We start from the raw sequence: 24,176 nt of genomic DNA on the forward strand, positions 1-24,176 counted from the left end.
CCCGAGGTCGACAACGTCCTCACGGTAGGACCCCGGCCGTGCAACCGCACGCCAGGTCGACGGACCAGTCGACCTGACCGCCGCCATGTTCGACGCGCGACAACCGAGGAGGCCACACCATGCCCCGCGAGACGACGAACCCCGTGACCGAGTACCGCGAGCCGGCGGTGGAGAGCGAACGGGGGGCGCTGGTAGCGGTGTTGGTGATGGTGATTCTGGGTGTCGCTGGGATATTTGCGGTCTCCTGAGGTGGCGCCGGGCCCCGGGTTGAAGCGGGGCGCCGGCGCCGATCTCAGAGGTCGACCGTGGTCAGGGCCGAGCGCCCTGACCACCGGTGTGCGGCAGCCGCTCGGTGGGAATCACGCCGAGCCGGCCGGCCTGGAAGTCCTCGAACGCCTGGATCAGCTCGTCCCGGGTGTTCATCACGAACGGGCCGTACTGTGCCACCGGCTCCCGGATCGGCTGACCACCCATGATGTAGAGGTCCAGCGCCGGGGTGTTGCTGTCCTGCGTGGTGTCCGCGCTGAAGCGCAGCGCGTCGCCCGGACCGTGCACCGCGAGCTGGCCGGTACGCACCGGCCGTCGGTCGGTGCCGACGGTGCCGCGCCCGCCGAGGACGTACACCAGGGCGTTGAACTCCGGCTGCCAGGGCAGGTCGACCTGCGCCCCCGGCTGCACGGTCACGTGGGTGATGGTGATCGGGGTGAAGGTGGAACCCGGGCCGCGGTGCCCGGCCACCTCACCGGCGATGACCCGGATCAGCGCGCCGCCGTCCGGCGTGGTGAGCAGCGCCGACTCCCGCCCCCGGATGTCCTGGTAGCGGGGCGGGTTCATCTTGGCGGAGCGGGGCAGGTTGACCCAGAGCTGGGTGCCGTGGAAGAGCCCACCGCTCATCACCAGGTGCTCCGGCGGGGCCTCGATGTGCAGCAGGCCGCTGCCGGCCGTCATCCACTGGGTGTCCCCGTCGGTGATGGTGCCGCCGCCACCCTGCGAGTCCTGGTGGTCGAAGACGCCGTCGATGATGTACGTGACGGTCTCGAAGCCGCGGTGCGGGTGCCACGGGGTGCCCTTGGGCTCGCCCGGCGCGTAGTCCACCTCACCCATCTGGTCGAGGTGGATGAACGGGTCCAGGTCGCTGGTCGGCACCCCGGCGAAGGCCCGGCGGACCGGGAAGCCCTCACCCTCGAAGCCGCTGGGCGCGGTGGTCACCTTGCGGACCGGGCGGATCTTGGTGGACTCGTCGAGCTGGGGCAGGCGCGGCAGGACGAGAACGTTGTCAACGGTGATCGCGGGCATCGAAGGCTCCTAGTTCGTGGCGTGGGTGGTCGAGGTCGCCCGGGCCGCCCGTAGGCGGGCGCCGAGCCGGTCGAAGACCCGGGTGAGGCAGGCGACCTCGGCGTCGTCGAGGTCGTCCATCAGGTGGGTACGCACCGACGCCAGATGGTGGGGTGCGGCTTCCCGCAGGGCGAGCAGCCCGGCGGCGGTGAGCACCGCCTCGCTGCCCCGTCGGTCGTCCGGGCAGGACTCCTTGCTGACCAGGCCGCGGCGTTGCATCGAGGAGATCTGGTACGTCAGTCGGCTGGGCGAGAAGACCAGTCGGCCAGCCAGCTCGCCCATCCGCAGCCGCTGCCCCGGCACCTCGGAGAGCAGGACCAGCACGTGGTAGTCGGCGAAGCTGAGGTCGCTGTCGGCGCGCAGGTCCTCTTCCAGCTGGGTGTAGAGGCGCTGGCTGGCCTCGATGTAGGCGCGCCAGGCGGCCGATCGGGCACTGTCCAGGTTCTCGGTCACGTCCATGACAGTAGCACTCTTTAAAAATTTAACTAGTGCCTTGAATAGTCGTGTGGGTCACGTCCTGGCGGTCTATCGGAGCGGTTCGTGCAGGTTTGAAGGAAGCCGGCGGGAATCCCGCGGCGGAGCCGCGCCGCGATGTGCCAGACTCCGGCGTCGTGGAACACGTGCAGCTCACCGCCGCCGACCTGTTGCTGCGTCCCTGGCGGGAGACGGACGCCCCGGCGGTGCGCGACGCCCTACGCGACCCGGCCATCGCCCAGTGGAACCCGCAGGGTGGCGGACCGATCGACGACGAGAGCGCCCTGCTCTGGGTGCGCCGCCGGGCCGACTGGTCCGCCGGCGACCACGCCTCGATGGCGGTGACCGCCGGGGCCGATGGCGTGCTGCTGGGCTCGGTGTCGCTGCACCACATCCACCACGGCGACGCGTCCATCGGGTACTGGACGGTGCCGGCGGCGCGCGGGCGCGGGGTGGCGGTACGCGCCGTCGTCCGGCTCACCGACTGGGCATTCACCGAGGTCGGACTGCACCGGGTGGAGCTGTGCCACGCGGTGGCCAACGCGGCCTCCTGCCGGGTCGCCGACCGGGCCGGCTATCCCGCCGAGGGGACCCTGCGCGAGTCGTACCGGTACGGCGATGGCCGCCGCCACGACGAGCACCTGCACGCCCGGCTGGCCACCGACCGCTGAGCGACTCGCGGGCCGGTCGTCACTCGACCACCTTGCGCAGGAAGGCGGCGAGGGTGGTCGTCGTTCGCTCGATCTTCTCGTCCAGGGTGATGGTCTCGTGCAGGCGTCGCCCGCCGGCCTTCTTCCCGCGCAGGTAGAGCGAGCAGGCCAGGTCGGAGCAGATGTAGACGCCCACGGAGTTGCCCTGGCGCCCGTCCCGCCCGGCCTTGCGGGCCGTCATCAGCGAGACGCCGTCGCCGGTGTGGGTGGTCAGGCACAGCGAGCACATACTGCGCCGGACACGGGTGGTCTGCGCGGCCACCCGTAACGCCACCCCGACCAGCCCGCTGTCGGACTCGGCGACCAGGTAGGCCCGCTGGGCCGCGGCGGGATCCCGCCACCCGAGGAAGTCAAGATCGTGCCAGGGGCGCAGGGCGAGATCGTTCGGTACGGCCAGCCGCTTCGTCTCGCCCTGGGTGCAGTTGACGAAAGACGAGCGGATGGCGGGCTCGGTTATCGCTAGCATAGGTAGTAGCCTAGCCATCCTAGGCAAACGATTAAGTCGACTAGGTTTGGGGTGTGCTGCATGGCACGTGCGGGGGTGACCGCCGAACGCCTGACCCTGGCCGCGGCGGAGTTGGCCGACGAGGCGGGCATGGAGAACGTGACCGTCGCGGCGCTCGCCCGCCACTTCGGCGTCAAGGACGCGAGCCTGTACTTCCACATCAGGAACGGACAGGACCTGAGGGTCAGGGTGGCGCTGCTGGCGCTCGCGGAGCTTGCCGACCGGGTCGGCGCCGCGCTGGCCGGTCGCGCGGGCAAGGACGCGCTGGTGGCCTTCGCCAACGCCTACCGGGGCTACGCGAAGCAGCATCCGGGTCGGTACGCCGCGATGCAGATCGACCTCGACCCGGAGACGGCGGCCGCGAGCGCCGGCGTCCGGCACGCAGAGATGACGCGGGCGATCCTGCGCGGCTACCGGCTGCCCGAGCCCGACCAGACCGACGCGGTACGGATGATGCACAGCACGTTCCACGGCTTCGTGAGCCTGGAGAGGACCGGCGGTTTCCGCCACACGGCGCGTACGACGGACGACTCGTGGTCCCGCACCCTGGACGCCCTCGACGCCGTCCTCAGCAACTGGCCGCCCGCCCAGAGCGCCGATCCAGAGACCGCTCGGTGACAGACGGCAACCGCCTAGGCTCGACGTGTGGATGATCTGGAGCTGGCCGACTGGCGGGAGCGGGTAGCCCGGCTGTACCTGTCCGACGTCGATCTGACCGGCTTCCGCGCCGGCCGCGACAACCTCTTCGCCACCCACCCGCAGAGCCCGATCCCGCCCGCGGAGCGGCCCGGCTTCACCGGGGTGCGCTACTTCCCGGCCAACCCCGAAGCCGTGGTGGAGGCGCCGCTGCGGCCGGCCAGCGGTGAGCTGCGGGTGGACACCGGCGGCCCGGACGGGGTCGTCGCGTACCGGCGGGTGGCGGTGGCCGAGACGCCCTGGGGGCCGCTGACCCTGTGGTGGATCGAGGCGTACGGGGGAGGGCTGTTCGTGCCGCTGCGCGACGGCACCTGCGGGCAGGAGACCTACGGCGGTGGCAGGTACCTCACCGACACGGTGAAGGGCACCTTCGGCCGGGGCGTCGAGCTGCTGCCCGGCGACCGGGTGCGGCTCGACGCCAACTACCTCTACAACCCGAGCTGCGCGTACGACGAGCGCTGGGCCTGCCCGCTCGCCCCGCCTGAGAACCGGGTCGACGTGCCCCTGCGGGCCGGCGAGCTGGCGTACCACGGCTGACGGCCGTCCCGGCGTGCCGCCGGGACGGCCGGTCGACCGGTGGCTCAGCCGGCGTTCGTGGCCGAGCTTGGCATGTTCAGCCGGCCCAGCAACTGCCGTGCCTGGTCGGCGAGCTGCGCGTCGACGGTCACCGCGTACTGGCCGGCGCGTAGCGAGCTGGCCGAGGTGAAGTCCCGCTGCCCGCCGGTCATCGCGTGCGCGACCGCGCCGAACACGGCACCCCAGATCGCGCCGATGACCAGCCCGACGAGAATCACCGCCAGCCAGTTTCCGACGGTGAAGATGCCGAACAACAGGCCGATGAAGAGCCCGAACCAGGCGCCGGTGCCGGCCCCGAGCAGGGCGGCGCGTCCGGTGGTCATCCGGCCGAGCACCGTCTCCACCAGCGTGAGGTTGGTGCCGACGATGGCAGTGTTCTCTACTGGGAAGCGGTTGTCGGCGAGATAGTCGACCACGCGCTGGGCGGACGGATAGTCCGGGTATGAGCCGATAGTCACCGTGGGCGGGCCGGTCTCCGGCCCGTGCCCGTCACGGGCCGGCGCCGACAGACGGCCTGCCGGACCGGACGGAAGCAGGTCGCCCTGGTTGGCGGACCGCCAGGCGGCGGCCGGCCCTGAAGCTGACGTCATGAGCATCCTCCCTCGTCAACCCTCCGGGTTCCCGCCTGCGCAGCCCGATAACGCCAGCTACGCCGTCGCACCTGGCAGGAATGCGCCCGGACGCCCCGGGTAGGTAGCCAGGTGCAGAGCGGACAGATCAGCGACCATGGCTTCCTCGCCGACGGCCGCAGCGCGGCGCTGGTGGACCGCTCCGGATCGGTGAACTGGTGGTGCCCGGGCCGGTTCGACGCGCCGTCGGTGTTCGGGCGGCTGCTCGACGACGGCGCCGGGCACTGGTCGATCCGACCGGAGGGCGACTACACCGTCGACCGCTGCTACCTCGACGACACCCTGGTGCTGCGGACCGTCTTCCGTACCGGGCAGGGGGAGGTGGCGCTGACCGACGCGCTCGCCTTCGAGCCCGGCGCCCGGGGTCACGACATCGGGCTGCGCTCGCCGCAGGTGCTGGTCCGCAGCGTGCAGAGCCTCTCCGGCGAGGTCCCGATGCGGATGCACTACCGGCCCCGCTTCGAGTACGGGCGGACCACCGCGTTCCTCATCGAGCGGGACGGCACGCTGGAGGCCACGGCCGGGGCCGCCCGGCTCACCCTGCGCGGCACCATGCGGCTCGACTGTGGCGAGGGCGAGGCCACCACGACGTTCACCGCCCGCGCCGGCTCGGTGCACAACTTCACCCTCGGGTACGCCCCGACCTACGACGCCCCGCCGCCGGAGGTGCCGGACGCCGATCGGACGATCGCCGACACCGTCGCCGGGTGGCGGTCCTGGACCCGAGAGCACCCCTACCAGGGGTGTTACTCCGAGCAGGTGCGGCGCAGCGCGCTGGTGGTGCAGGGCATGACGTACCGGCCGAGCGGGGCGGTGGTGGCCGCGGCGACCACCTCGCTGCCGGAGAAGCTGGGCGGAACCCGGAACTACGACTACCGCTACGTCTGGGTGCGCGACTTCAGCCTCACCCTGCGGGCGCTGTGGCGGTCAGCCTGCTTCGACGAGGTGCAGCGGCAGTTCTCCTGGGTGAGTCGGGCGATGGGCCGGATCGGCGAGGAGCCGGTGCCGATCATGTACGGGGTGCAGGGGGAGCGGGACCTCACCGAGCACCGCCTGGACCAGCTCGCCGGTTACCGCCACAGCCCGCCGGTGCTGATCGGCAACGACGCGTGGCGGCAGCGGCAGACCGACATCTTCGGCGAGGCGCTGGACGCCGCCTGGCTGATGCGCGACAAGTTGGAACCGATGGAACCGGAGGTGCAGCACGTGCTGCGGGTGCTCGCCGACCAGGCCGTGCTGGACTGGCGACGGCCGGACGCGGGCATGTGGGAGGAGCGCGGGATCGAACACCACCACGTCTCCTCGAAGGTGCAGTGCTGGGTCGCGCTGGACCGGGCGGTCCGCTTCGGCGAACGGCTCGGCGGGCGCAGGACGTGGCACGCTGGGCGGCCGCCCGCGACGAGGTGCGCGCGACGGTGCTGGAGCGGGGGTGGAACGACCGGCTCGGGGCGTACACCGGAAGTTTCGATTCCGACGACCTGGACGCCTCGGTGCTGGTGATGCCGCTGGTGGGGTTCCTGCCGGCCGACGACTCGCGGATGCGTTCGACGGTCCGCGCGGTGGAGCGGCGGCTGTCCCACGACGGCCTGCTGCGGCGCTGGGACGGCGACCCGGCGGGCTTCGTCATCTGCTCGTTCTGGCTGGTGGGTTGTCTGGCGCTGGGCGGCGAGCGGGACCGGGCGCACGAGTTGTTCGGCACGTTGGCCGGTCGGGTCAACGACCTCGGCCTGTTCGCCGAGCAGATCGACCCGCTGACCGGGGAGCAGTTGGGCAACTTCCCCCAGGCGTTCTCGCACATCGGCCTGATCAACGCCGCGGGTCAGCTCACCGACGTCGAGCGGGACCCGGCGCTGCGCCATCGCGGCATGGCTCCGCCGCACTTCACCCCGACGAAGCACTGAGACCGGAGATCAAGGCCCTCGGGTGGACGGCCGAGGCTCGGGGGAGAATGCTCGGATGCGGCTGGTGCTCACGGCGGACACCCACCTACCGAAGCGCGCCCGGGACCTGCCCGGGCCGCTCTGGGCGGCGATCGAGGCGGCGGACGTGGTGGTGCACGCCGGTGACTGGGTGGACGAGTCGCTGCTCGACGAGATGCTCGCGCGCTCGCGCCGGCTGATCGGCGTGTACGGCAACAACGACGGCCCGGCGTTGCGCGCCCGGCTGCCGGAGGTGGTGCGGGCGGACCTCGATGGCCTGCGGATGGCCGTGGTGCACGAGACCGGCCCGCGGACCGGTCGCGAGCAGCGGTGCGCGGCCCGATTCCCCGACGTCGATCTGCTCGTCTTCGGTCACTCGCACATCCCCTGGGACACCGTGGCCCCCGGTCGTCTCCGCCTGCTCAACCCCGGCTCACCCACCGACCGCCGCTCCCAGCCCCATGCCACCTTTCAAACCGCGGAAATCCACGCCACCGGCCTGACCAAGGTCACCCTGCACAGCCTCCCCCGCCGCTGACCCGCGACCCCTCCACCGCCGGTTCATGCCCGCCGGCCGCCCCCGGCGGCACCTACGATCACCGGATGAGCGTGGACCGGTCGGGCGTGGTGGTGGTCGGGGCGGGCATCGCCGGGGTGGCCTGCGCGGTGGAGTTGGCCGCGGCCGGAGTGCCGGTGCAGGTCCGGGAGCGGGGGCACGTCTGCGGCGGCCGGATGGCCAGCAAACGCTTCGAGGGTCGTCCCGCCGACATCGGCGCCGCCTACTTCACCGCCGACGACCCGGACTTCGCCGCCGTGGTCGAGCGGTGGCGTGCTGCCGGCCTGGTCCGCGAGTGGACCGACACCTTCCAGGCGTACGACCGGGACGGGCGCCACGACATGCCCGGACCGATGCGCTTCGCCGCGCCGCGCGGGCTGCGGTCGCTGGTCGAACACCTGGCCGGCGCGGTGCCGGTGACCGTCGACCGGTTGGTGCTCACCGTGGAGCCCGGGCCTGTCGTGGACGGCCACCCGTGCGCGGCGGTCGCCCTGGCCATGCCGGGCCCGCAGGCGGCCCTGCTGCTTGACCCGGATCTGGCCGACGCCACCCGGGCCGTCCAGGCGCAGCGGTGGTCGCCGTCGCTGGCCGCGGTGCTGCGCTTCCCGAGCCGGCGCTGGCCGGACTTCCGCGGCGCGTTCGTCAACGACCACCCGGTGCTCAAGCTGGTCTGCGACGACGGCGACCGGCGGGGCGACGGGGGGCCGGTGCTGGTCGCGCACACCGTGCCGGAGTTCGCCGCCGGACACCTGGCCCAGCCCACCTCGGCCGGTCCGGCGATCGAGCAGGCGGTCCGGGACCTGTTGGGACTACCCGAGGCGGCCGCCGACGTGCACGTGCACCGCTGGACGTACGCGCAGCCGACCGCCGGTTCCGACGGCAACACCCACCACCTGGACGCCGACGGAATCGGCCTGGCTGGCGACGCGTTCGGCAAGCCCCGGGTGCAGAGCGCCTGGCGCTCCGGCCGGGACCTCGGTCGCGCCCTGGCAGTTCGCCTCGCCTGACCGCAGGTCCTGACCGCTGGGGTTGGCGTTCAGGCGTGCCCGGCGGCGACGGGCTGGGTGGACGTGTCCCGTTCGCTCGGGTCGGAGGTCCGCTCGCCCTCGCGGTCCAGCAACTGCATGACCGGGGTCGCCGCGATGCCGTGCACCACCACGGACACGAGCACCACCAGCCCGACGGTGGCCCAGAGCAGCTCCGCCTGCGGGAAGTCGGCCTTCGTGGTGGCGTACGCGAGGTAGTAGAACGACCCCACCCCGCGGATGCCGAACAACGAGATCACCCAGTGCTCGGCCGGTCGGCCCGGCGCGCCCCGCAGCGACAACCAGCCGACCAGTGGCCGTACCAGGAACACCAGCGCCAGCCCGACGGCCGCCGCCGGCCAGGTCAGCGGGCCGAGCAGGCCGCCCACGATCGCGCCACCGAGCAGCAGCAGGAGCACCAGGGTGAGCAGCCGCTCGATCTGCTCGGCGAAGTCGTGCAGCACGGAGTGGAACTCGTGGGTCCGCTCGGCGGCCCGGATCGCGCGGGCGGCCACGAAGACCGCCAGGAAGCCGTACCCGCCGACCACCTCCACCAGCCCGTACGCCAGGAACGTGGCGGCCAGCGCCAGGAAGCCCTCGGCGTGCCGGGCCAGCCGCAGCTGGCTGGGCGCCCGGAAGAACAGCTTGCCGAGCAGCCAGCCGATGAGCAGCCCGCCACCGACCCCGACGCCCACCTTCCAGAGCACGTCGACGGTCAACCAGTCGGCCAGCCAGTCGCCTGGGGCGAGGCTGGTTGAGGCGATCGCGATGGCCGCGTAGACGAAGGGGAACGCCAACCCGTCGTTGAGGCCGGCCTCGGAGGTCAACGCGAAGCGGACCTCGTCCTCGGAATCCTCCACGTCGGTCGGTTCGCCGACCTGCACGTCGGCGGCGAGCACCGGATCGGTGGGTGCCAGCGCGGCGCCCAGCAGCAGCGCGGCGGCCGGCACCAGCCCCGCCCACCACCAGCCGAGCAGCGCCACCGCCGCGATGCACAACGGCATCGCGATGACCAGCAACCGCCAGGTGGACGACCACCGGGCCCAGCTCAACGGCCGGTCGATCTTGAGCCCGGCGCCCATCAGGGCGACGATCACCCCGATCTCGGTCAGGTGGGTGGTCAGCACCGGATGGGCCAGCGGATCCGGTGTCGGCAGCCCCACCGGCAGGACGAAGACCAGCATGCCGAGGGCGAGGAACGCGATCGGCATGGACAGCGGGCGTTGCTCCAGCACCCGGGGCAGGATGCCTGCGAGCAGGGCGCCCACGCCCACCAGCGCGAAAGCAATGTCTACCGGCTCCACCGTGCCACCCTCCGACCGCGCCCACGAGTTGCGGGCAGGTGGTGACACACCATGCCCCGGAGGCCGTACGTGTAAGCCTTCTCAGCGACCGGAACCGGTGTGAGCCTCAGCGCGGCCGGATGACGGGCGAATCGTCCAGTGTGGCCAACAGCGCGGCCGGGTCGTCATACACCGCCACCGCGCCGGCACCGGCCAGCTCACCCCGGCTGGTCCCGCCGCAGGTGAGCCCGACGCACGGGATGTCCAGCTTGCCGGCCGCCGCGACGTCCCAGACCGAGTCGCCGACGAAGACCACCCGCTCGGCGGCCAGCCCGGACTGGTCCAGCGCGGCGACCAGGATGTCCGGGGCCGGCTTGCTCTGCTGGGCGTCCGCCGACGAGGTGACCGTGTCGATCACATCGTCGGCGGCCAACGCCCGGCGCAGCGCGCCGACCTCGTGTTCCGAGGCGGAGGTGGCGAGCACCACCCGCAGCCCCCGCTCGGCGCATGCGCGCAGCAGGTCCGCCGACCCGGGCAGCGGCGTGAGCCGCTCCCAGTACTCGGCGTACAGGGTGTCGTGCGCGTCGCGCAGCTTCCCGTCGGCGTCGCGGTCCCGCTCCGGGCCGAGCAGGTGGTCCAGGAGCTTGTCCGAGCCCATCCCGATCGAGCGATGCACCGTCGCCATCGGCACCGGCTGGTCGGTCTGGCGGAGCGCCTCCCACCAGCTCACGGTGTGCAGGTAGGTGGTATCGACCAGGGTGCCATCGACGTCGAAGAGGACCCCGGCGGGTCGGTCGGTGCGCATGGGCGTCCTCCTACCCGCTCAGTGCCCGGCTGATCCGTCCAGGCCCCAGGAGCGCCCAGCCGGTTTCAGAGGCCCTCGGCCGGCGGGACGAGGATCTCGAACCAGACCGTGGAGCCGCGGACCGTCGGGTCGGTGCCCCAGGCGTCGCTGAGCTCCTCGATCAGGCCGAGCCCGCGCCCGCGACTGCTCAACGTGTCGGTCCGGGTCCGGGTCACGGTGCCCCGGGTGCCGGAATCGGCGACCGAGACCAGCAGCCGCTCAGGACTGAGGTCGACCGCCACCCGGGCGGCGGTGCCGGCGTGCAGCAGCGCGTTGGTGGTCAACTCGCTGGTGCACAGCACCGCCGCGCCGATCACCGACTCGGGTACCCGCCACTCGGCGAGCTGGCCGGTCATCCAGTGCCGGACCCGGCTGGGCGCGGTCGGTTCCGCCGGCACCTCGATGCTCGTCGACCGGCTCGGTTTGAGCGCGTGCTCGACCGCCAACACCGCCACGTCGTCCTCGGTTCCGCCTGGCACCGCGGCGGTGGCCACCGCGCAGAGCGCGCGAGGGTCGCCGCTGCCGGCCTTGGCGATCGCGTCAACGAGGGCGTCCAGGCCGGCGGTGAGGCTCTGCCGGCGGCGCTCCACCACCCCGTCACTGAACAGCAGCAGGGTGTCGCCGGGGCGGAACGCGACGGTGGTGGTGGCTGGCCGGCCACCCAGCCCCAGAGGGGGACCGGTCGGCACGTCCACATACTCGGCGTGGGAGCGGCCGTCCGGGTCGCAGCGGCGGATCAGCGGCGCGGGGTGGCCGGCGCTGGCCAGGGTCAGTTCCTGCCGCTCCGCGTCGACCACCCCGAACACCACGGTGACGAACAGTTCGTGCGTGCCGGCCTCCGCGCCCAGGCTGGTCACCAGCCGGTCCAGCCCGGTCAGCACCGCGTCCGGGGCCGGGTCGGCCAGGGCCAGCGCGCGCAGCGCCGCACGAACCTGACCCATCCGCGCCGCGGCCTGGACGTCGTGCCCGGCCACGTCGCCCAGCACGACGCCGAGCCCACCGGTGGGCAGCAGGAAAGCGTCGTAGAAGTCCCCGCCGGCCGCGTTGCCGTCCACCCCCGGGTCGTAGCGGGCCGCGATCCGCAGCCGGGGAAGGGCCGGCAGGTGCTCCGGCAGCATGCTGCGTTGCAGCAGCTGTGCGGTGCCGTGCTGAGTCTCGAACCGGCGGGCCCGTTCGGCCGCCTGGCCGATCAGCTCGGCCGAGGCGGCCAGCAGTGCCCGCTCGGCGGCCGACCAGGTGTGCGGCACCCCGTAGCCGACCGCCAGCCCGCCGCGGACCACCGAGGTGCCCAGTGGCAGCGCGGCCATCGCGCGGATCTTCTGATCGTGGCGGTCCACCGCGGTCTCCCGCAGCGGCTGCCCGTCGCGGGTGAACGACGACGCGCCGGAGCGGGCCGCCTGCACCACCGGAGCCGACCAGTCCACCGGGGTACGTCGCCAGAGCGGCGGCAGCCGCTCGTCGGCCTCGTCCATCAGCTCGCCGCGTACCCGGCGCACCATCCGCCAACCGCCGCCGCCCTCGTCGACGGCGAACGCGACCGAGTCGGCGTCGAACGTGGTGATCGCGTACCGCAGCGCCACCCGCGCCACGTCATCGAGGGTGAGGGTGCCGGCGAGCGCGGCGGCGACCTCGCTGAGGCTCTGCAACTGCTCGGTGACGTGGGTGGTCTCGGCGGCGACCGTCAGCATCCCGACGATCTGCCCGGTGCTGTCGTGCACCGGTGAGTAGCTCCGGGTGAAGACCGCCTGCTCGGTCACGCCGGAGCGGCCCCGGCCCATGGGGAGCGTGGACTCCTTCTCCAGGAACGGCACGCCCTGCCGGTAGGCGCGCTCGATCACCTCACCGACACCGGGCAGCGCCCAGATCTCGGCGTGCACCTCGGCGGACGGGCGGCCGAGGGCGGTCGGGTGCTTGCTGCCCAGCAGCTCGGCGTAGCCGTCGTTGTAGAGCAGGACGAGGTCGTCGCCGTACGCCAGCGCCATCGGCATCGGCGAGGCGAGGACCAGCTCGACCACGGCCCGGATCGCCGGGTCCCACCGCTCGGACGGGCCGAGCGAGGTGCCAGCCCAGTCGTGGGCGAGTACGGCGGCAGCAGCGCTGTGCCCGGTGGATGCGCCCGGGGCCGGAGTTGCTGGCGTGGGGACTCGCCCGACCGTTCCTGGCATGTCCGCAGCCTAGCCGGCCGTCCGGCGACCGCATCCGATCATGGCCGTGGGTCGTGGCGTGCCCGTCGCGGTGTCTGTTCGGGCAGTTCAGGGTCGCTGTCCGGCGACGTCGGAAAAAACGCGGCGAGCTGGGCGGACTGCCGCACCGGTGGCCGGGTATGCGCCCGGCGGAGTCCATGCGACAGGAGGGACATCATGCTGAAAACCCTCGCGGTCGGGCAGGCCGACATCGGTGACGCCATCGCCGACACCTGGAGGTCGGTGCTGCTCTTCATTCCGAAGGCCGTCGCCTTCATCGTGATCCTCGTGATCGGCTGGCTCATCGCCAGAGCGGTCCTGAAAATCGTGGACGCGGCCCTGGAACGGGTGAACTTCGACCGGGCGGTCGAACGCGGCGGCATCAAACGAGCGTTGGAGAGGACGAAGTACGACGCCAGTGACATTCTGGCCAGACTGGCGTACTACGCGGTACTGCTGTTCACGCTGCAGTTCGCGTTCGGGGTCTGGGGACCCAACGCGATCAGTGACCTGATCGCCGGCGTGGTGGCCTGGCTGCCGCGCGCTTTCGTGGCGATCATCGTGGTGGTGGTGGCGGCTGCGATCGCGAGCGCCGTCCGCGATCTGGTCACCGGGGCGCTGGGCGGGCTCTCGTACGGCAAGGTCCTGGCCGATCTGACGGCGATCTTCATCATCGCGCTCGGCGTGATCGCCGCGCTGAACCAGGTGGGTATCGCCACCACGGTGACCACGCCGGTGCTGATCGCGGTGCTCGCCACGGTGGCCGGCATCCTGATCGTCGGTGTCGGTGGTGGTCTGGTGAAGCCCATGCAGAGGCGCTGGGACGGCTGGCTGGACCGCGCTGCCGAGGAGGCCCGGGCGGTGCAGCAGCAGCGTCAGGCCACGACGGCCGGGCGCGGCGACGTGGAGCGGCAGATGGCCGACCGTGGGGGCGACCGCACCCAGGCCATGCCGCGGGTCGACGAGCAGTCGACGATGGCCGGTGGGCGCGGCACGTACCAGTCCGGTGCGGCCGACGAGACCCAGCAGTACCGTCCGTAGCGGCATGGCACGGCCGCGGTGGGGAGGGCGTCCGCATGTCGCGCGGGCGCCCTCTCCGCGTGTCAGGCCCGGTCGAGCGAGCGGGCCAGCGCGCAGACCGCGAGCAGCCGGGTGAGCAGCCACTCCGGCTCACTCCAGTCCACCGGGCCGCTCGGCAGCGTCCACCCGTGCTCCAGTGCGGCCGTGCGGACCCCCTCGGCGTAGCCGGCGAGGGCCGCGGCGGTCAGCGGGCGGCGGTCCCCGTCGAGGCTGTCCCGCACGGCGGCCGCGTGCTGGTCGACCAGGGCCAGCAGCCCGGGCCGCGCGGCGGCGGCGGCGAGCCCGACGGTGCCCACGGAGACGGTGAGGGCGGCCAGGCTGGACCGCGCCGAGTCGACGGCGGAACGGGCGGCGACCCGGGTGAACGGCACACGCATGGTGACCGAGGCTAACCGACCGGTCACCGGGTCGACCTCGGCCGCTCGGCGGGTGTCGGGTACGCCACTGGCCGATTCGGGCTGGCCGCGGGGGTTGATCCGGCACAGACGGGGCAGCAGGAGAACCACCCGCACACGACGGAACAGGGCACGGAGGTACGGATGGGACAGCAGGCGGACGGGCCGGACGAGCAGCACCGCCGGCCGGCCGGGGTGAGCGACGAGACCGTCGCCGCGCTCGGCAAGCTCAGCGAGGCGCTGGAGTGCGTGGAGCAGGCCCGTGGGCACCTCTACTCACTGCACCAGCTGATCGGGCACGCCGACCTGATGCTCGACGACGCGGTGGAGCAGTTCCGCGCCGCCGGGCACCCGCAGATCGCCGACCGGATCGACGCCGAGCTGCTGGGCCGCAACGTCATCGCCGGCCGGTGGACGTTCCAGATCGTCGAGGACTTCGACGACGGCTACCACGCGCTGTTCCAGGAGTTGGACCAGCAGGCGCGTGACGAGCTGGTGGGCGGGCGGCGGCACCTCTACGAGGCGGAGATGAAGGAGCGCCGCCGCAGCCCGGGCCGGCCGGGGCATGAGGCCCGACCGGGCACCGAGGGCTAGGACCTAGTCGCCGGTCGCGTCGGCCGGGCGCCGCCGCGCGGCGTCGTCGGCGATGATCACGGTGGCCACCATGAGCGCGACGCAGAGGCTGAACAGCCACGACTCGTCGGCGACGAGCCAGGCGGACACGGGCGCCTGTAGCGCGGCGAGCATGAAGCCGAGCCAGGCGAGCCGGCGCTGACGCGGGGAGAGGATTCCGGAGCCCTGATGCATCCCGAAATTCTTACGCGCATCGGCCGGATTGCCGTCCTCCGATCGGCCGATTCTGGATGAGCTGTCCGTTTTCTCGACCGTCCGGACATCACTTCTTCTCGCGACGAGCGATCGGCCGGAGGTGGCGCTAGGGTGCGGCTGCGGCAGGATGGGGTCCCGTGTCCACCGCGCCCGCGCCACCCCGCGCCTCGTTGCTCCTGCTGGCCTACCTCGCCTTCGTCAGTCTCGGCCTGCCCGACGGGCTGCTCGGCGTCGGCTGGCCCTCGATCCGGGCCGACTTCGGCGTACCGACCGAGGCGGTCGGGCTGTTGCTCACCGCGGGCACCGTCGGCTACCTCACCTCCAGCGTGCTGGCCGGGTTCACGCTGGCCCGTGTCGGCGTGGGCGCGTTGCTCGCCGGCAGCACCCTGCTGGCCAGCCTGGCGCTGACCGGGTACGCCCTGAGCCCCGGGCTGGCCGTGCTGGCGGGCTGCGCGCTGGTGCTCGGGCTGGGTTCTGGCGCGATCGATTCCGGGCTCAACGCGTACGCCGCCGGGGCCTTCGGCCCGCGACACATGAACTGGATGCACGCTTTCTTCGGCCTGGGCGTGGCGATCGGCCCGCTGATCATGACCGGGGCGTTGAGCGCGGGGCTGTCCTGGCGGTGGGGGTACGGCATCGTGGCCGCGGCCCAGATCGCCCTCGCCACCGCGTTCGCGCTCACCGTGCGGGCCTGGCGGCGCGGCATCCCGGGCCCCGCCGAGTCGGTCGGGACGTCATCGGCTTCGTCCGCCCCGCCGGCGGTCCGGGTCCCGATCCTGGCGACTCTGCGGCTGCCGGCGGTCTGGTCGGGGGCGCTGGCCTTCGCGCTGTACGTGGCCATCGAGGTGGCCGCCGGGTTGTGGGCGTTCCTGTTGCTGACCGACGGACGCGGGCTGAGCGCCGTGGTGGCCGGCGGCTGTGTCTCCGCGTACTGGGGCAGCCTCTTCGTCGGTCGGGTGGTGCAGGGCGTGGTGGCCGAGCGGCTGGGGGCCACGTTGGTGCTGCGCGCCAGCCTGGCCGGGATGGCCGTCGGCGCGGCGCTGATCGCCGTACCCGGGCCGGCCGCGCTGGCCGTGCTCGGTCTGGTCGTGGTCGGATTCGCCGCCGCGCCGGTGTTCCCGCTGCTCACCCTGACCACCGGCGACCGGGTCGGCGCGGCGCATGCGGACCGGGCTATCGGGCTCCAGATCGGCGCCGCCGGTGTCGGTGGCGCGCTGGTGCCGGCCGGGCTCGGCATGCTGATCGGCAACACGTCTGTGCAGGTGCTCGGCTCGGCCCTGTTGGTGCTCGCGCTGGCGCTGATCGCGCTGTACGAGCTGGGCGCCCACCGGTCCGCCGGCCGGCGCGGCCCGGAACAGCCCGGACCCGATGGGCCCGCGCCCGTCGAGCCCGGGTCGGATCAGCCCGGGACGCCCGTTCGGTCCGGGACCGCTCAGGCGGGGACGCCCGTTCAGTTCCGGACCGGTCAGGTCGGCGGGGACGGTCAGACGTCCGGTCCGGTACGGCCGGTGGTCGACGGGCGGTAGGCGCGCTCCGGGTCGGTGGGCTCCCGGCCGGCGCCCTCGGCCTGCCCGCCGCGGTCCGCCGCCGCCGGTCCATGCCCGAACGCGGCCTCCTCGCCGGCGTCGTTGCCGGTCACGTCGTCGGCCTGCCCGTCGAGGCTGGAGCCCGACACGGCGCGTTCCAACTCCTCCAGCGGAAGTCGTTCCTCGTCCCGCCACACCCTGTTGTCGTCGGTCATGCCTACAGCGGTACCCGGGCGCGGTGATCGCAAACGGTCGCCGCCCCGCCGTGGCGGGCCGAGACACGGCGATGGCCGCCGGGGACTCCGGCGGCCATCGCGGATCGGTGCTCAGGATCAGGGCTGCGGCCGGTCCACCGTGCCGCGCCAGGCGCCGGTCTCCTGACCGCGCCGCTCGATGAAGGTCTTGAACCGCTCCAGGTCACCCTTGGCACGCCGGTCCACGATGCCGAACTTGTCACCGGCCTGCTCGATCACCCCGTGCGGCTCGAACTCGAGCTGGAGGGTGATCCGGGTCTTGTCCTGGTCCAGCCGGTGGAAGGTCACCACGCCGGCCTGCTGGGTGCCGCCGGTGGAGCGCCAGGCGACGCGCTCGTCGGGGAGTTGCTCGGTGATCTCGGCGTCGAACTCGCGCTTCACCCCGGCGATGTCCACCGTCCAGTGGGTCATCGTCTCGGAGAGCTGCCGGACCTCCCGGACGCCCTCCATGAACTCGGGGAACTCCTCGAACTGCGTCCACTGGTCGTACGCGGTGCGCACGGGTACGGAAACATCGACATGTTCGGTCACGCCACTCATCAGGAAACCTCCTTCGGTCGCCGGTTGTCGTCCGGATCGGGGGACGATCCGGTCACCAGCGGGTTGTCTCGTTCTTGTTGCCGAGCGCGGCCCACACCTCGGAGATCGTCTGGTACCGGGTGCCCTCGGGCAGCCGTTCCAGCGCCGCCACGATGTCGTCCGGCGCATCGTTGTCCCGCGCGTTGGCGACCAGCGCCGCGCGGTCGCCGGGCAGGGCGCTCATCGTGATGAACCGTCCGAGCCGACTGCGCTGCTCGACGTCCTGCGAGCTCATGCCGTTGGGCGCGCCGGTGCGCAGATCACCGGCCGGGGCGGTGGTCGTCTCCGGCTGGTCCTCGCCGGCCGGCTCCGGCACCCGCGACTCGTCGACGCGAGAGCCACCGGTCCCCGGACCCTGTACGAGGCCGCTGACCTCCTGGCTCATCTGATCGTCGATCCTCGGTCCGTGCTTGCTGTTGCCACGCTCCATGCCTTCTGCGCTACCCGGCACCCCGCCAGGTAAACCGGCACCGGGTCACGAACCGGCCCTCGGACCGGCCCAGGAACGGACACCCGGCCCCGAACCGGTGGTCAGGAGTCCGCCGGCTGGCGGGGAGGGAGCACCGGCTCCTCCGGGTCGGGGTCGCCGGCCTGCAACTGCCGGCCACGCTGCACCTCGGCGTTGATCTGCACCCCCAGCATCAGCGCCGAGTTGGACAGGTAGAGCCAGACCAGGAACGCGATGATCGCCCCGAGGCTGCCGTAGGTGGCGTCGTACGAGCCGAAGTTGGCCACGTACAGGCCGAAGCCGAAGGAGGCCACCGCCCAGGCGACCAGAGCCACGGCGCCACCCGGCGTGAGCCAGCGGAACCGGGGCTGCTGAACGTTCGGCGCGATCCAGAACAGCAGTGACAGCAACACCATCATGATCAGGGCGAGCACCGGCCACTTGGCCACGCTCCACACCGTGCGGGCCAGCCCGCCCGCGTTGATCAGGTCGCCGACCGCGTCGGTCACCGGACCGCTGACGATCAGACCGAGGGCGACGACAGCCAGCAGCACCAGCGAGACGGCGGCCAGGCCGATCTGCAACGGGCGCAGCTTCCACACCGGCCGCCCCTCCTGCACCCCGTAGACGGCGTTGGAGGCCCGGGTGAACGCGCCGATGAAGCCCGACGCCGACCAGAGCGCGCCGAGCAGACCGAAGCTGAGCAGCGCCTTCGCCGAGCTCTCCTGGACCACCACCGCCCGGATGACCTCGACCATGCTGTCGTCGGCCACCACCGACCCGGCGCCCATCTGGGTGGCCAACTCGACCACCGTGTCCACGGTCTGCTCGCCGTTGGAGACCAGGCCGACCAGCGCGACCACCATGATGGTGGACGGAAAGAGCGCCAGCACCCCGTAGTAGGTCAGCGCGGCGGCCCAGTCCGAGCAGTTGTCGGTGACGAAGTTGCGAACGCTGCGGACCAGCACCCCACTCCAGGTCCGCCAGTTGAGCTGCCGCATCCGTCGGGGCAGTGGCGTGCCCTGTGCGCCGCCGAGTGCCGTACCGGGCTCCGTGGTCGTCATGCCCGCTCCCTTTGCCCCGGCCGTCGGATGACCGGTCATCCGGTCGGGCCTGGCCCGGCCGGTACCCACACCGGGAAATCGACAAACGCGGTGCCCGCCGCGCAGGGTTTGCCGCCCGGTCACCGGGGAACGGTCACAGTGACCCTGTCGACACGGAGGAGGACGAGATGCCCGGGCGCGAGGACTTGCCCAGCACGCTGCGACGCTCCCCGGATAAGGCGCAGCGCACCTGGGAGAAGACGCACGACTCGGCGGTGGAGACCTACGGCGAGGGGGAGCGGTCGCACCGCACCGCCTTCGCCGCGGTGAAACACGAGTTCGAGAAGGTCGGCGACCACTGGGAGCCAAAGGGCCGCAAGGGCCCGAGCGACCGGCAGGCCGCCGGCGGTGGGCCGGAACGGCGGGCACCCACCGCGGGTGGGGTGGACGCCAACGCCAGCAAGGACCACCTGATGTCGGTGGCCCGCAAGCTGGACGTACCCGGCCGGTCCAGCATGACGAAGCCGGAGCTGGTCACGGCGATCGAGAAGGCCAACGACCGGGCCACCCGCAAGGCGCGCGGCGACTGACCGCCGCGACGCCGGCAGCGGGCCCGCGACGGCGGCACAGCGAGGCGGTACGGGCGGACGCGGCATCCCCGCGCCCGCCCGTTCCGCTACCAGTGCCCGCCGCCGGGGGCCTCGATGTGCACCGCCTTCGTGGCGGTGAACTCGTCCAGCAGCTCCGGGCCGTACCCGAAGCCCTGCCCGCTGGCCCGGCGCGGGTGCGCGGCGCCGCCCGGTGCGCCGCCGAAGACTGAATTGATCTTCACGGTGCCCACCGGTAGCTCCCGCCAGGCCCGCTGCGCGTGGCTCATCGACGCGGTCAACACCGTGGCGGCCAGCCCGTACGGGGAATCCGCCGCGCAGCGCAGCGCCTCGTCGAACGAGTCGACCACCACCACCGGGGCGACCGGCCCGAACGTCTCCTCCCGTACCAGCGGCATGTCGTGCCGGCAGTCGGTGACCACGGTTGCCGGGTAGAACGACCCTGGCCCGTCCGGCAGCTCCCCGCCGGCACACACGCGCGCGCCGGCCGCCACCGCCGCCGTCACCTGCCCGTGCACGTGGTCGCGGTGCCGCCGGTCGACCAGCGGGCCCAGCTCGGTGCCCGGGTCCCGGCCCGGCCCGACCCGCAGCGCGTCGGCCCGCCGCACCAGCGCCGCCACGAAGTCGTCGGCCACCTCCCGATGCACGTAGATCCGCTCGACGGCGACGCAGATCTGCCCCGCGTTGGCGAACGCGCCCAGCGCGGCCTGTCCGGCCGCCCAGTCGGCGTCGACAGCCGCGTCGACGACCAGCGGATCACTGCCGCCGTTCTCCAGCAGCACCTTCGCGCCGGTGCGGGCCGTGGCGGCGGCGATCGCCCGCCCGGTCGCGGTGGAGCCGACGTGCGCGACCACGTCCACCTCCTGGCCGGCCAGCTCCGCACCGACCTCCGGCCCGCCGGTGAGCAGCGACAGCACCCCGGCCGGCAGCGCCTGGTCCAGCGCGCGGGCCAGCAGCCAGCCCGTCGCCGGGGTGCGCTCGCTGGGCTTGAAGAGCACCACGTTGCCGGTGACCAGGGCCGCGCCGAGCAGCCCGCAGGAGACCGCCACCGGGTCGTTCCAGGGGGTGATCGCGGCTACCACCCCGCGCGGCTGCGGGGTCATGAAGTCCAGCGCGTCCGATTCGCCGTGCAGCGTCCGCCCGCCCCGCAGTGGGGCCAGCTCCGCGTACTGTCGCAGGGTGCTGACGCCCGCCTCGACGCCGCCACGGGCATCCGCCAGCGGCTTGCCCATCTCCGCGGTGACCGCCGCCGCCAGCTCCTCGGTGACCGCCGCCACCGCGTCGGCGGCCCGGTGCAGCGCCGCCGCCCGTGCGGCCGGCGCGGTCGCCGCCCACTCCGCGGCCGCGTCGCGCGCCGCCCCCACCGCCTTGCCGACCTCGTCGGCCCTGGCCACCGGCGCCTTGCTGACCGGCGAACCATCCGCCGGATCATGGACGACCAGTTCGCCGCCCGCGCCACCCGCGCCCCACACCCCGCCCACCAGCTGCGTAACCGTGTACATGCGGCGCTGGATGCCCCGGCCTCGACGGGACAAACGCGTTTCGCCCGGTTGCGCGTCGGGTAGGCGGATCGGATGACCACCACCGGCGCGGAGAGCGCGGACGCCGTCGTCGTCGGGGCCGGCCACAACGGCCTGGTAGCGGCCAACCTGCTGGCGGACGCCGGGTGGGACGTGGTGGTGCTCGAGGCGACCGCGGTGCCCGGTGGCGCGGTCCGCTCCGCCGAGGTGACCGCGCCCGGCTACCTCAGCGACCTCTACAGCTCGTTCTACCCCCTCGGGTACGCCTCGCCGGTGCTGCGCGGGCTCGACCTGGACCGGTACGGGCTGTCCTGGCGGCACTCGCCGGACGTCCTTGCGCACCTGCTGCCGGACGGCCGGGCCGCGGTGATCAACCGGGACGCGGACGTCACCGCCGCCTCCCTGGAGCAGTTCGCCCCCGGCGACGGCAAGCGCTGGCTCAACGCGTACACCGACTGGCTCCAGGTGGCCGAGCCGATGCTGGAGACCATCACCACGCCGTTCCCGCCCGTGCGGGGTGGACTCGGCCTGCTGCGCCAGCTGCGGATCGCGGGCGCGCTGCGGCTGGCCCGGCGGCTGGTGGTGCCGGTCCGCAAGCTCGGCGACGAACTCTTCGACGGCCCCGGCGGGCCGGCGCTGCTGGCCGGCTGCGCCCTGCACACCGACCTGTCCCCGGAGGACGCCGGCTCCGGGGTGTACGGGTGGCTGCTGGCCATGCTCGGCCAGCACGTCGGCTGGCCGGTGCCCGACGGCGGCGCACAGCAGATCACCAACACGCTGGTGGCCCGGCTACAGGAGCGCGGCGGGCGGATCCTCTACGGCGCCCGGGTCGACCGGGTGCTCACCGCCCGGGGCAGGGCGATGGGAGTGCGTACCGCGGGTGGCGCGCTGTGGCGGGCCCGGCGGGCCGTACTCGCCGACGTGCCGGCGCCAGCGCTCTACCTCGACCTGGTCGGCGCGGCGGTGCTGCCGTCGCGGCTGGTGGAGGACCTGGCGCACTTCCGGTGGGACGGCTCGACGCTGAAGGTGGACTGGGCGCTCTCCGCGCCGGTGCCGTGGACGAACCGGCAGCTGGCTGGCGCCGGCACCGTGCACCTCGGCGCCGACCTCAACGGGCTGACCCGCTACGCCGGTGAACTGGCCCGCGGTGAGCTGCCGCGCGACCCGTTCCTGCTGCTCGGGCAGATGTCGGTGGCCGACCCGAGCCACTCCCCACCGGGCACCGAGTCGCTCTGGTCGTACACCCACCTGCCGTTCCGCCGGGACTGGCGGGCCGAGGACGTCGCCGGGCACGTCCAGCGGATGGAGGACGTGCTGGAGGCGGCGGCCCCGGGTTTCCGGCAGCTCATCGTCGGCCGGCACGTGGCCGGGCCGGCCGACCTGGAGAAGGGCAACGCGAGCCTGGTCGGCGGCACGCTCGGCGGCGGCACCGCCGCCGCGTACCAGCAGCTGTTCCTGCGCCCGATCCCCGGCCTGGGCCGGGCGGACACCCCGGTGGACCGGCTCTTCCTGGCCAGCGCGTCGGCGCATCCCGGTGGCGGGGTGCACGGCGCGCCCGGCGCGAACGCGGCCCGCGCCGCGTTGGCCCGGGACCGCGCGCTCACCGGCCGCGCCTACGCCGCCGCCATCGGTGCCGCACACCGCGCCGTCTACCCGGACTGAGCGCCCGCCCGACCCGGCATCCCGCCTCCGTCAGACGCGCAGGCGGGATGCGCGGGTCAACGGGTGATGTTGCGGTGCTTGCTGCGCAGGCGGAACGGCATCAGCGCGCTCTCCACCTTGGTCGCGGTGGTCATCTTGGACTCACCGTCGCGCCGCTCCTCGAAGCGGATCGGCACCTCCAGGATGGTGTGGCCCAGCTTGGTGGCCAGGTAGTGCATCTCCACCTGGAAGCTGTAGCCGTTGGACTGCACCCGCTCCAGGCCGATGTCCCGCAGCGCGTCGGCCTGCCAGATCTTGAAGCCGGCGGTCAGGTCCCGGATCCGCACCCGCAGCAGGGTGTGCACGTAGAGGTTCGCCCAGCCGCTGAGGGCCCGGCGGTACAGCGGCCAGTTCTCGTCCAGCTCGCCACCGGGCACGTAGCGGGAGCCGATCACCACGCCGGCCTGGGTGGAGAGCAGCGCGCCCAGCATCCCCGGCAGCGCCTCCGGCGGGTGGGACAGGTCGGCGTCCATCTGCGCCACGTACTCGGCGCCGCTCTCCAGCGCCCGCCCCATCCCGTCAACGTACGCCCGGCCCAGGCCCTCCTTGCCGGCCCGGTGCACCACCTCGATCCGATCCGGGTGCTCGATGGCCAACTTGTCGGCCACCTCACCGGTGCCGTCGGGGGAGTTGTCGTCGGCGACGAGGATGCGTAGCCCCGGCAGCGGCAGCGCGAGCAGCCGCTCGACCAACGCCGGGAGGTTGCCCGCCTCGTTGTAGGTGGGCACCACGACGGTCAGGCGCGCATCCCGCCACGGTGACGGGAGCTGCACGGGCTCGATCATGTCGGACATCCTCGGTTTGCGGACAGGGCTACCTGAGAGGGTAGCCAGTTGCCACATCGAGGTTCAAAAGGCTCCCCTTCCGGGCGTTGCGGACGGCGTTGCTCCGCTGCGTACGGGCATTGTGTCGCAGGGTGCGGGCGCTGCCGTTCAGCGCCGGCGGCGGGCCACTGCGGTGAGGGCCAGCGCCACGCCGGCGCTCGCGCCGCTCTGGCGTCACTGCGACCCCTTCTGCCGGGTCGCGATGTCGGACAGTCGCCTGAGCGTCTCGCGGTTACGCAGGTGCAGCACCAGGTCGTTGAGCTTGTTTTGGACCCAGCGCAGCGGGCCCGCGGCGAAGTCCTCGCCGATGCGGACCCGGGTGGCGCCCTCGCCAACGGGTTCCAGGGTGAAGGTCACGATCGCCTCGCCGGCCGGCCAGAGACCGGCCCGCAGCACGAGCCGGTGCGGTGGCTCGCAGGCCAGCACGGTCGAGGCGTCCTGCAACGAGAACGGCCACGGCCCCGCCCGGTGGTGCAGCTGGCTGCCCACCCGGGGCCAGGCCTCGTCCACGTCCCGCACGTGTGCCGTCCCGACCACCCAGTCGCTGTACGTCCACCCGTCGGCCAACACCTCGAACACCTGCTGCGCGGGAGCTTCGATCACTTTCTCCACAATCGCCACCGTGATCCCATACC

Annotated in this window: 27 protein-coding genes and 1 pseudogene; 12 read left to right on the forward strand and 16 right to left on the reverse strand. The window is 72.9% G+C overall.

The window, feature by feature from the left end; genetic code table 11:
• Positions 1-119: 119 nt before the first annotated feature.
• The gene (locus OG470_RS18070; RefSeq protein WP_255421212.1) at positions 120-248 is read left to right on the forward strand and encodes a hypothetical protein; all 129 of its coding nucleotides are present in this window, start codon (positions 120-122) and stop codon (positions 246-248) included.
• Between the two features lie 61 nt (positions 249-309).
• On the opposite strand, the gene OG470_RS18075 is transcribed toward OG470_RS18070, so the two are convergent.
• Both OG470_RS18075 and OG470_RS18080 read right to left on the reverse strand, forming a co-directional pair.
• Positions 310-1,296: a pirin family protein gene (locus tag OG470_RS18075; RefSeq protein WP_328425815.1), complete on the reverse strand. Its 987-nt coding sequence runs from the start codon at positions 1,294-1,296 to the stop codon at positions 310-312.
• A 9-nt stretch (positions 1,297-1,305) separates the two neighbouring features.
• The gene (locus OG470_RS18080) at positions 1,306-1,788 is read right to left on the reverse strand and encodes a MarR family winged helix-turn-helix transcriptional regulator (protein ID WP_328425817.1); all 483 of its coding nucleotides are present in this window, start codon (positions 1,786-1,788) and stop codon (positions 1,306-1,308) included.
• A 158-nt stretch (positions 1,789-1,946) separates the two neighbouring features.
• Between OG470_RS18080 and OG470_RS18085 the strand changes: the two genes are divergently transcribed.
• Complete coding sequence (locus OG470_RS18085) at positions 1,947-2,480, forward strand: GNAT family N-acetyltransferase (protein ID WP_328425819.1); 534 nt, start codon at positions 1,947-1,949, stop codon at positions 2,478-2,480.
• A gap of 19 nt (positions 2,481-2,499) precedes the next feature.
• On the opposite strand, the gene OG470_RS18090 is transcribed toward OG470_RS18085, so the two are convergent.
• Positions 2,500-2,985 (reverse strand): FBP domain-containing protein, encoded by a 486-nt coding sequence (locus OG470_RS18090; protein ID WP_328425821.1) that lies wholly within the window; start codon positions 2,983-2,985, stop codon positions 2,500-2,502.
• 60 nt (positions 2,986-3,045) lie between these two features.
• Here OG470_RS18090 and OG470_RS18095 point away from each other — a divergent pair, with 60 nt between their 5' ends.
• On the forward strand, positions 3,046-3,642 hold the full coding sequence (locus OG470_RS18095) for a TetR/AcrR family transcriptional regulator (protein ID WP_328425823.1): 597 nt from the start codon (positions 3,046-3,048) through the stop codon (positions 3,640-3,642).
• 27 nt (positions 3,643-3,669) lie between these two features.
• Entirely contained in the window at positions 3,670-4,257 is a 588-nt protein-coding gene (locus tag OG470_RS18100; RefSeq protein ID WP_328425825.1) for a DUF1684 domain-containing protein, read from the forward strand.
• Positions 4,258-4,301: 44 nt separating this feature from the next.
• Here the strand turns inward: OG470_RS18100 and OG470_RS18105 are convergent, their stop codons facing one another.
• On the reverse strand, positions 4,302-4,886 hold the full coding sequence (locus OG470_RS18105; protein WP_328425827.1) for a general stress protein: 585 nt from the start codon (positions 4,884-4,886) through the stop codon (positions 4,302-4,304).
• A 111-nt stretch (positions 4,887-4,997) separates the two neighbouring features.
• Here OG470_RS18105 and OG470_RS18110 point away from each other — a divergent pair.
• From OG470_RS18110 to OG470_RS18120, 3 genes and pseudogenes are all read left to right on the forward strand, one after another.
• Positions 4,998-6,826, forward strand: a pseudogene (locus OG470_RS18110) (glycoside hydrolase family 15 protein).
• Between the two features lie 55 nt (positions 6,827-6,881).
• Positions 6,882-7,382 (forward strand): metallophosphoesterase family protein, encoded by a 501-nt coding sequence (locus OG470_RS18115; protein ID WP_328425829.1) that lies wholly within the window; start codon positions 6,882-6,884, stop codon positions 7,380-7,382.
• Positions 7,383-7,468: 86 nt separating this feature from the next.
• Positions 7,469-8,407, forward strand: a complete 939-nt coding sequence (locus OG470_RS18120; protein ID WP_328426441.1) for an NAD(P)/FAD-dependent oxidoreductase — start codon at positions 7,469-7,471, stop codon at positions 8,405-8,407.
• Positions 8,408-8,436: 29 nt separating this feature from the next.
• Here the strand turns inward: OG470_RS18120 and OG470_RS18125 are convergent, their stop codons facing one another.
• From OG470_RS18125 to OG470_RS18135, 3 genes are all read right to left on the reverse strand, one after another.
• A complete protein-coding gene (locus OG470_RS18125) occupies positions 8,437-9,729 on the reverse strand; it encodes a cation:proton antiporter domain-containing protein (RefSeq protein ID WP_328425831.1) in 1,293 nt (430 codons plus the stop codon).
• Between the two features lie 106 nt (positions 9,730-9,835).
• Complete coding sequence (locus tag OG470_RS18130; protein ID WP_328425833.1) at positions 9,836-10,513, reverse strand: HAD family hydrolase; 678 nt, start codon at positions 10,511-10,513, stop codon at positions 9,836-9,838.
• Between the two features lie 65 nt (positions 10,514-10,578).
• Positions 10,579-12,717 (reverse strand): ATP-binding SpoIIE family protein phosphatase, encoded by a 2,139-nt coding sequence (locus tag OG470_RS18135; protein ID WP_328425835.1) that lies wholly within the window; start codon positions 12,715-12,717, stop codon positions 10,579-10,581.
• Between the two features lie 195 nt (positions 12,718-12,912).
• Here OG470_RS18135 and OG470_RS18140 point away from each other — a divergent pair, with 195 nt between their 5' ends.
• Complete coding sequence (locus tag OG470_RS18140) at positions 12,913-13,776, forward strand: mechanosensitive ion channel family protein (protein ID WP_328425836.1); 864 nt, start codon at positions 12,913-12,915, stop codon at positions 13,774-13,776.
• A gap of 62 nt (positions 13,777-13,838) precedes the next feature.
• On the opposite strand, the gene OG470_RS18145 is transcribed toward OG470_RS18140, so the two are convergent.
• Positions 13,839-14,192 (reverse strand): DUF6401 family natural product biosynthesis protein, encoded by a 354-nt coding sequence (locus OG470_RS18145; protein ID WP_328425837.1) that lies wholly within the window; start codon positions 14,190-14,192, stop codon positions 13,839-13,841.
• Between the two features lie 162 nt (positions 14,193-14,354).
• Here OG470_RS18145 and OG470_RS18150 point away from each other — a divergent pair, with 162 nt between their 5' ends.
• The gene (locus tag OG470_RS18150) at positions 14,355-14,804 is read left to right on the forward strand and encodes a hypothetical protein (protein WP_328425839.1); all 450 of its coding nucleotides are present in this window, start codon (positions 14,355-14,357) and stop codon (positions 14,802-14,804) included.
• A 3-nt stretch (positions 14,805-14,807) separates the two neighbouring features.
• Here OG470_RS18150 and OG470_RS18155 read toward each other — a convergent pair whose 3' ends face one another.
• Positions 14,808-15,017 carry a hypothetical protein gene (locus OG470_RS18155; RefSeq protein ID WP_328425841.1) on the reverse strand — a complete coding sequence of 70 codons (210 nt, stop codon included), beginning with the start codon at positions 15,015-15,017 and terminating at the stop codon, positions 14,808-14,810.
• 158 nt (positions 15,018-15,175) lie between these two features.
• On the opposite strand from OG470_RS18155, the gene OG470_RS18160 reads away from it, so the two are divergent.
• Positions 15,176-16,564 carry an MFS transporter gene (locus tag OG470_RS18160; RefSeq protein WP_328425843.1) on the forward strand — a complete coding sequence of 463 codons (1,389 nt, stop codon included), beginning with the start codon at positions 15,176-15,178 and terminating at the stop codon, positions 16,562-16,564.
• Here the strand turns inward: OG470_RS18160 and OG470_RS18165 are convergent.
• The 4 genes from OG470_RS18165 to OG470_RS18180 all read right to left on the reverse strand — a co-directional run bounded on the left by OG470_RS18165 (position 16,522) and on the right by OG470_RS18180 (position 18,909).
• Positions 16,522-16,779, reverse strand: coding sequence for a hypothetical protein (locus OG470_RS18165; protein ID WP_328425845.1), 258 nt, complete (start codon positions 16,777-16,779; stop codon positions 16,522-16,524). The genes OG470_RS18160 and OG470_RS18165 overlap by 43 nt on opposite strands.
• A 117-nt stretch (positions 16,780-16,896) precedes the next feature.
• Positions 16,897-17,358 carry an SRPBCC family protein gene (locus OG470_RS18170; protein WP_328425847.1) on the reverse strand — a complete coding sequence of 154 codons (462 nt, stop codon included), beginning with the start codon at positions 17,356-17,358 and terminating at the stop codon, positions 16,897-16,899.
• Between the two features lie 52 nt (positions 17,359-17,410).
• The gene (locus OG470_RS18175) at positions 17,411-17,827 is read right to left on the reverse strand and encodes a DUF2795 domain-containing protein (protein ID WP_328425849.1); all 417 of its coding nucleotides are present in this window, start codon (positions 17,825-17,827) and stop codon (positions 17,411-17,413) included.
• Positions 17,828-17,928: 101 nt separating this feature from the next.
• Entirely contained in the window at positions 17,929-18,909 is a 981-nt protein-coding gene (locus tag OG470_RS18180; protein WP_328425851.1) for a YihY/virulence factor BrkB family protein, read from the reverse strand.
• 167 nt (positions 18,910-19,076) lie between these two features.
• Here OG470_RS18180 and OG470_RS18185 point away from each other — a divergent pair, with 167 nt between their 5' ends.
• Positions 19,077-19,478, forward strand: coding sequence for a ChaB family protein (locus tag OG470_RS18185; RefSeq protein ID WP_328425853.1), 402 nt, complete (start codon positions 19,077-19,079; stop codon positions 19,476-19,478).
• 86 nt (positions 19,479-19,564) lie between these two features.
• Here the strand turns inward: OG470_RS18185 and OG470_RS18190 are convergent, their stop codons facing one another.
• Positions 19,565-20,998, reverse strand: coding sequence for an aldehyde dehydrogenase family protein (locus OG470_RS18190; protein WP_328425855.1), 1,434 nt, complete (start codon positions 20,996-20,998; stop codon positions 19,565-19,567).
• Between the two features lie 72 nt (positions 20,999-21,070).
• Here OG470_RS18190 and OG470_RS18195 point away from each other — a divergent pair, with 72 nt between their 5' ends.
• Complete coding sequence (locus OG470_RS18195) at positions 21,071-22,678, forward strand: phytoene desaturase family protein (RefSeq protein WP_328425857.1); 1,608 nt, start codon at positions 21,071-21,073, stop codon at positions 22,676-22,678.
• Positions 22,679-22,734: 56 nt separating this feature from the next.
• Here the strand turns inward: OG470_RS18195 and OG470_RS18200 are convergent, their stop codons facing one another.
• A complete protein-coding gene (locus OG470_RS18200; protein WP_328425859.1) occupies positions 22,735-23,502 on the reverse strand; it encodes a polyprenol monophosphomannose synthase in 768 nt (255 codons plus the stop codon).
• Between the two features lie 213 nt (positions 23,503-23,715).
• The gene (locus tag OG470_RS18205; protein ID WP_442931162.1) at positions 23,716-24,162 is read right to left on the reverse strand and encodes an SRPBCC family protein; all 447 of its coding nucleotides are present in this window, start codon (positions 24,160-24,162) and stop codon (positions 23,716-23,718) included.
• Between the last annotated feature and the right edge of the window lie 14 nt (positions 24,163-24,176).

Origin of the sequence: Micromonospora sp. NBC_00389 (assembly GCF_036059255.1) — a bacterium.
Lineage (GTDB): Bacteria > Actinomycetota > Actinomycetes > Mycobacteriales > Micromonosporaceae > Micromonospora.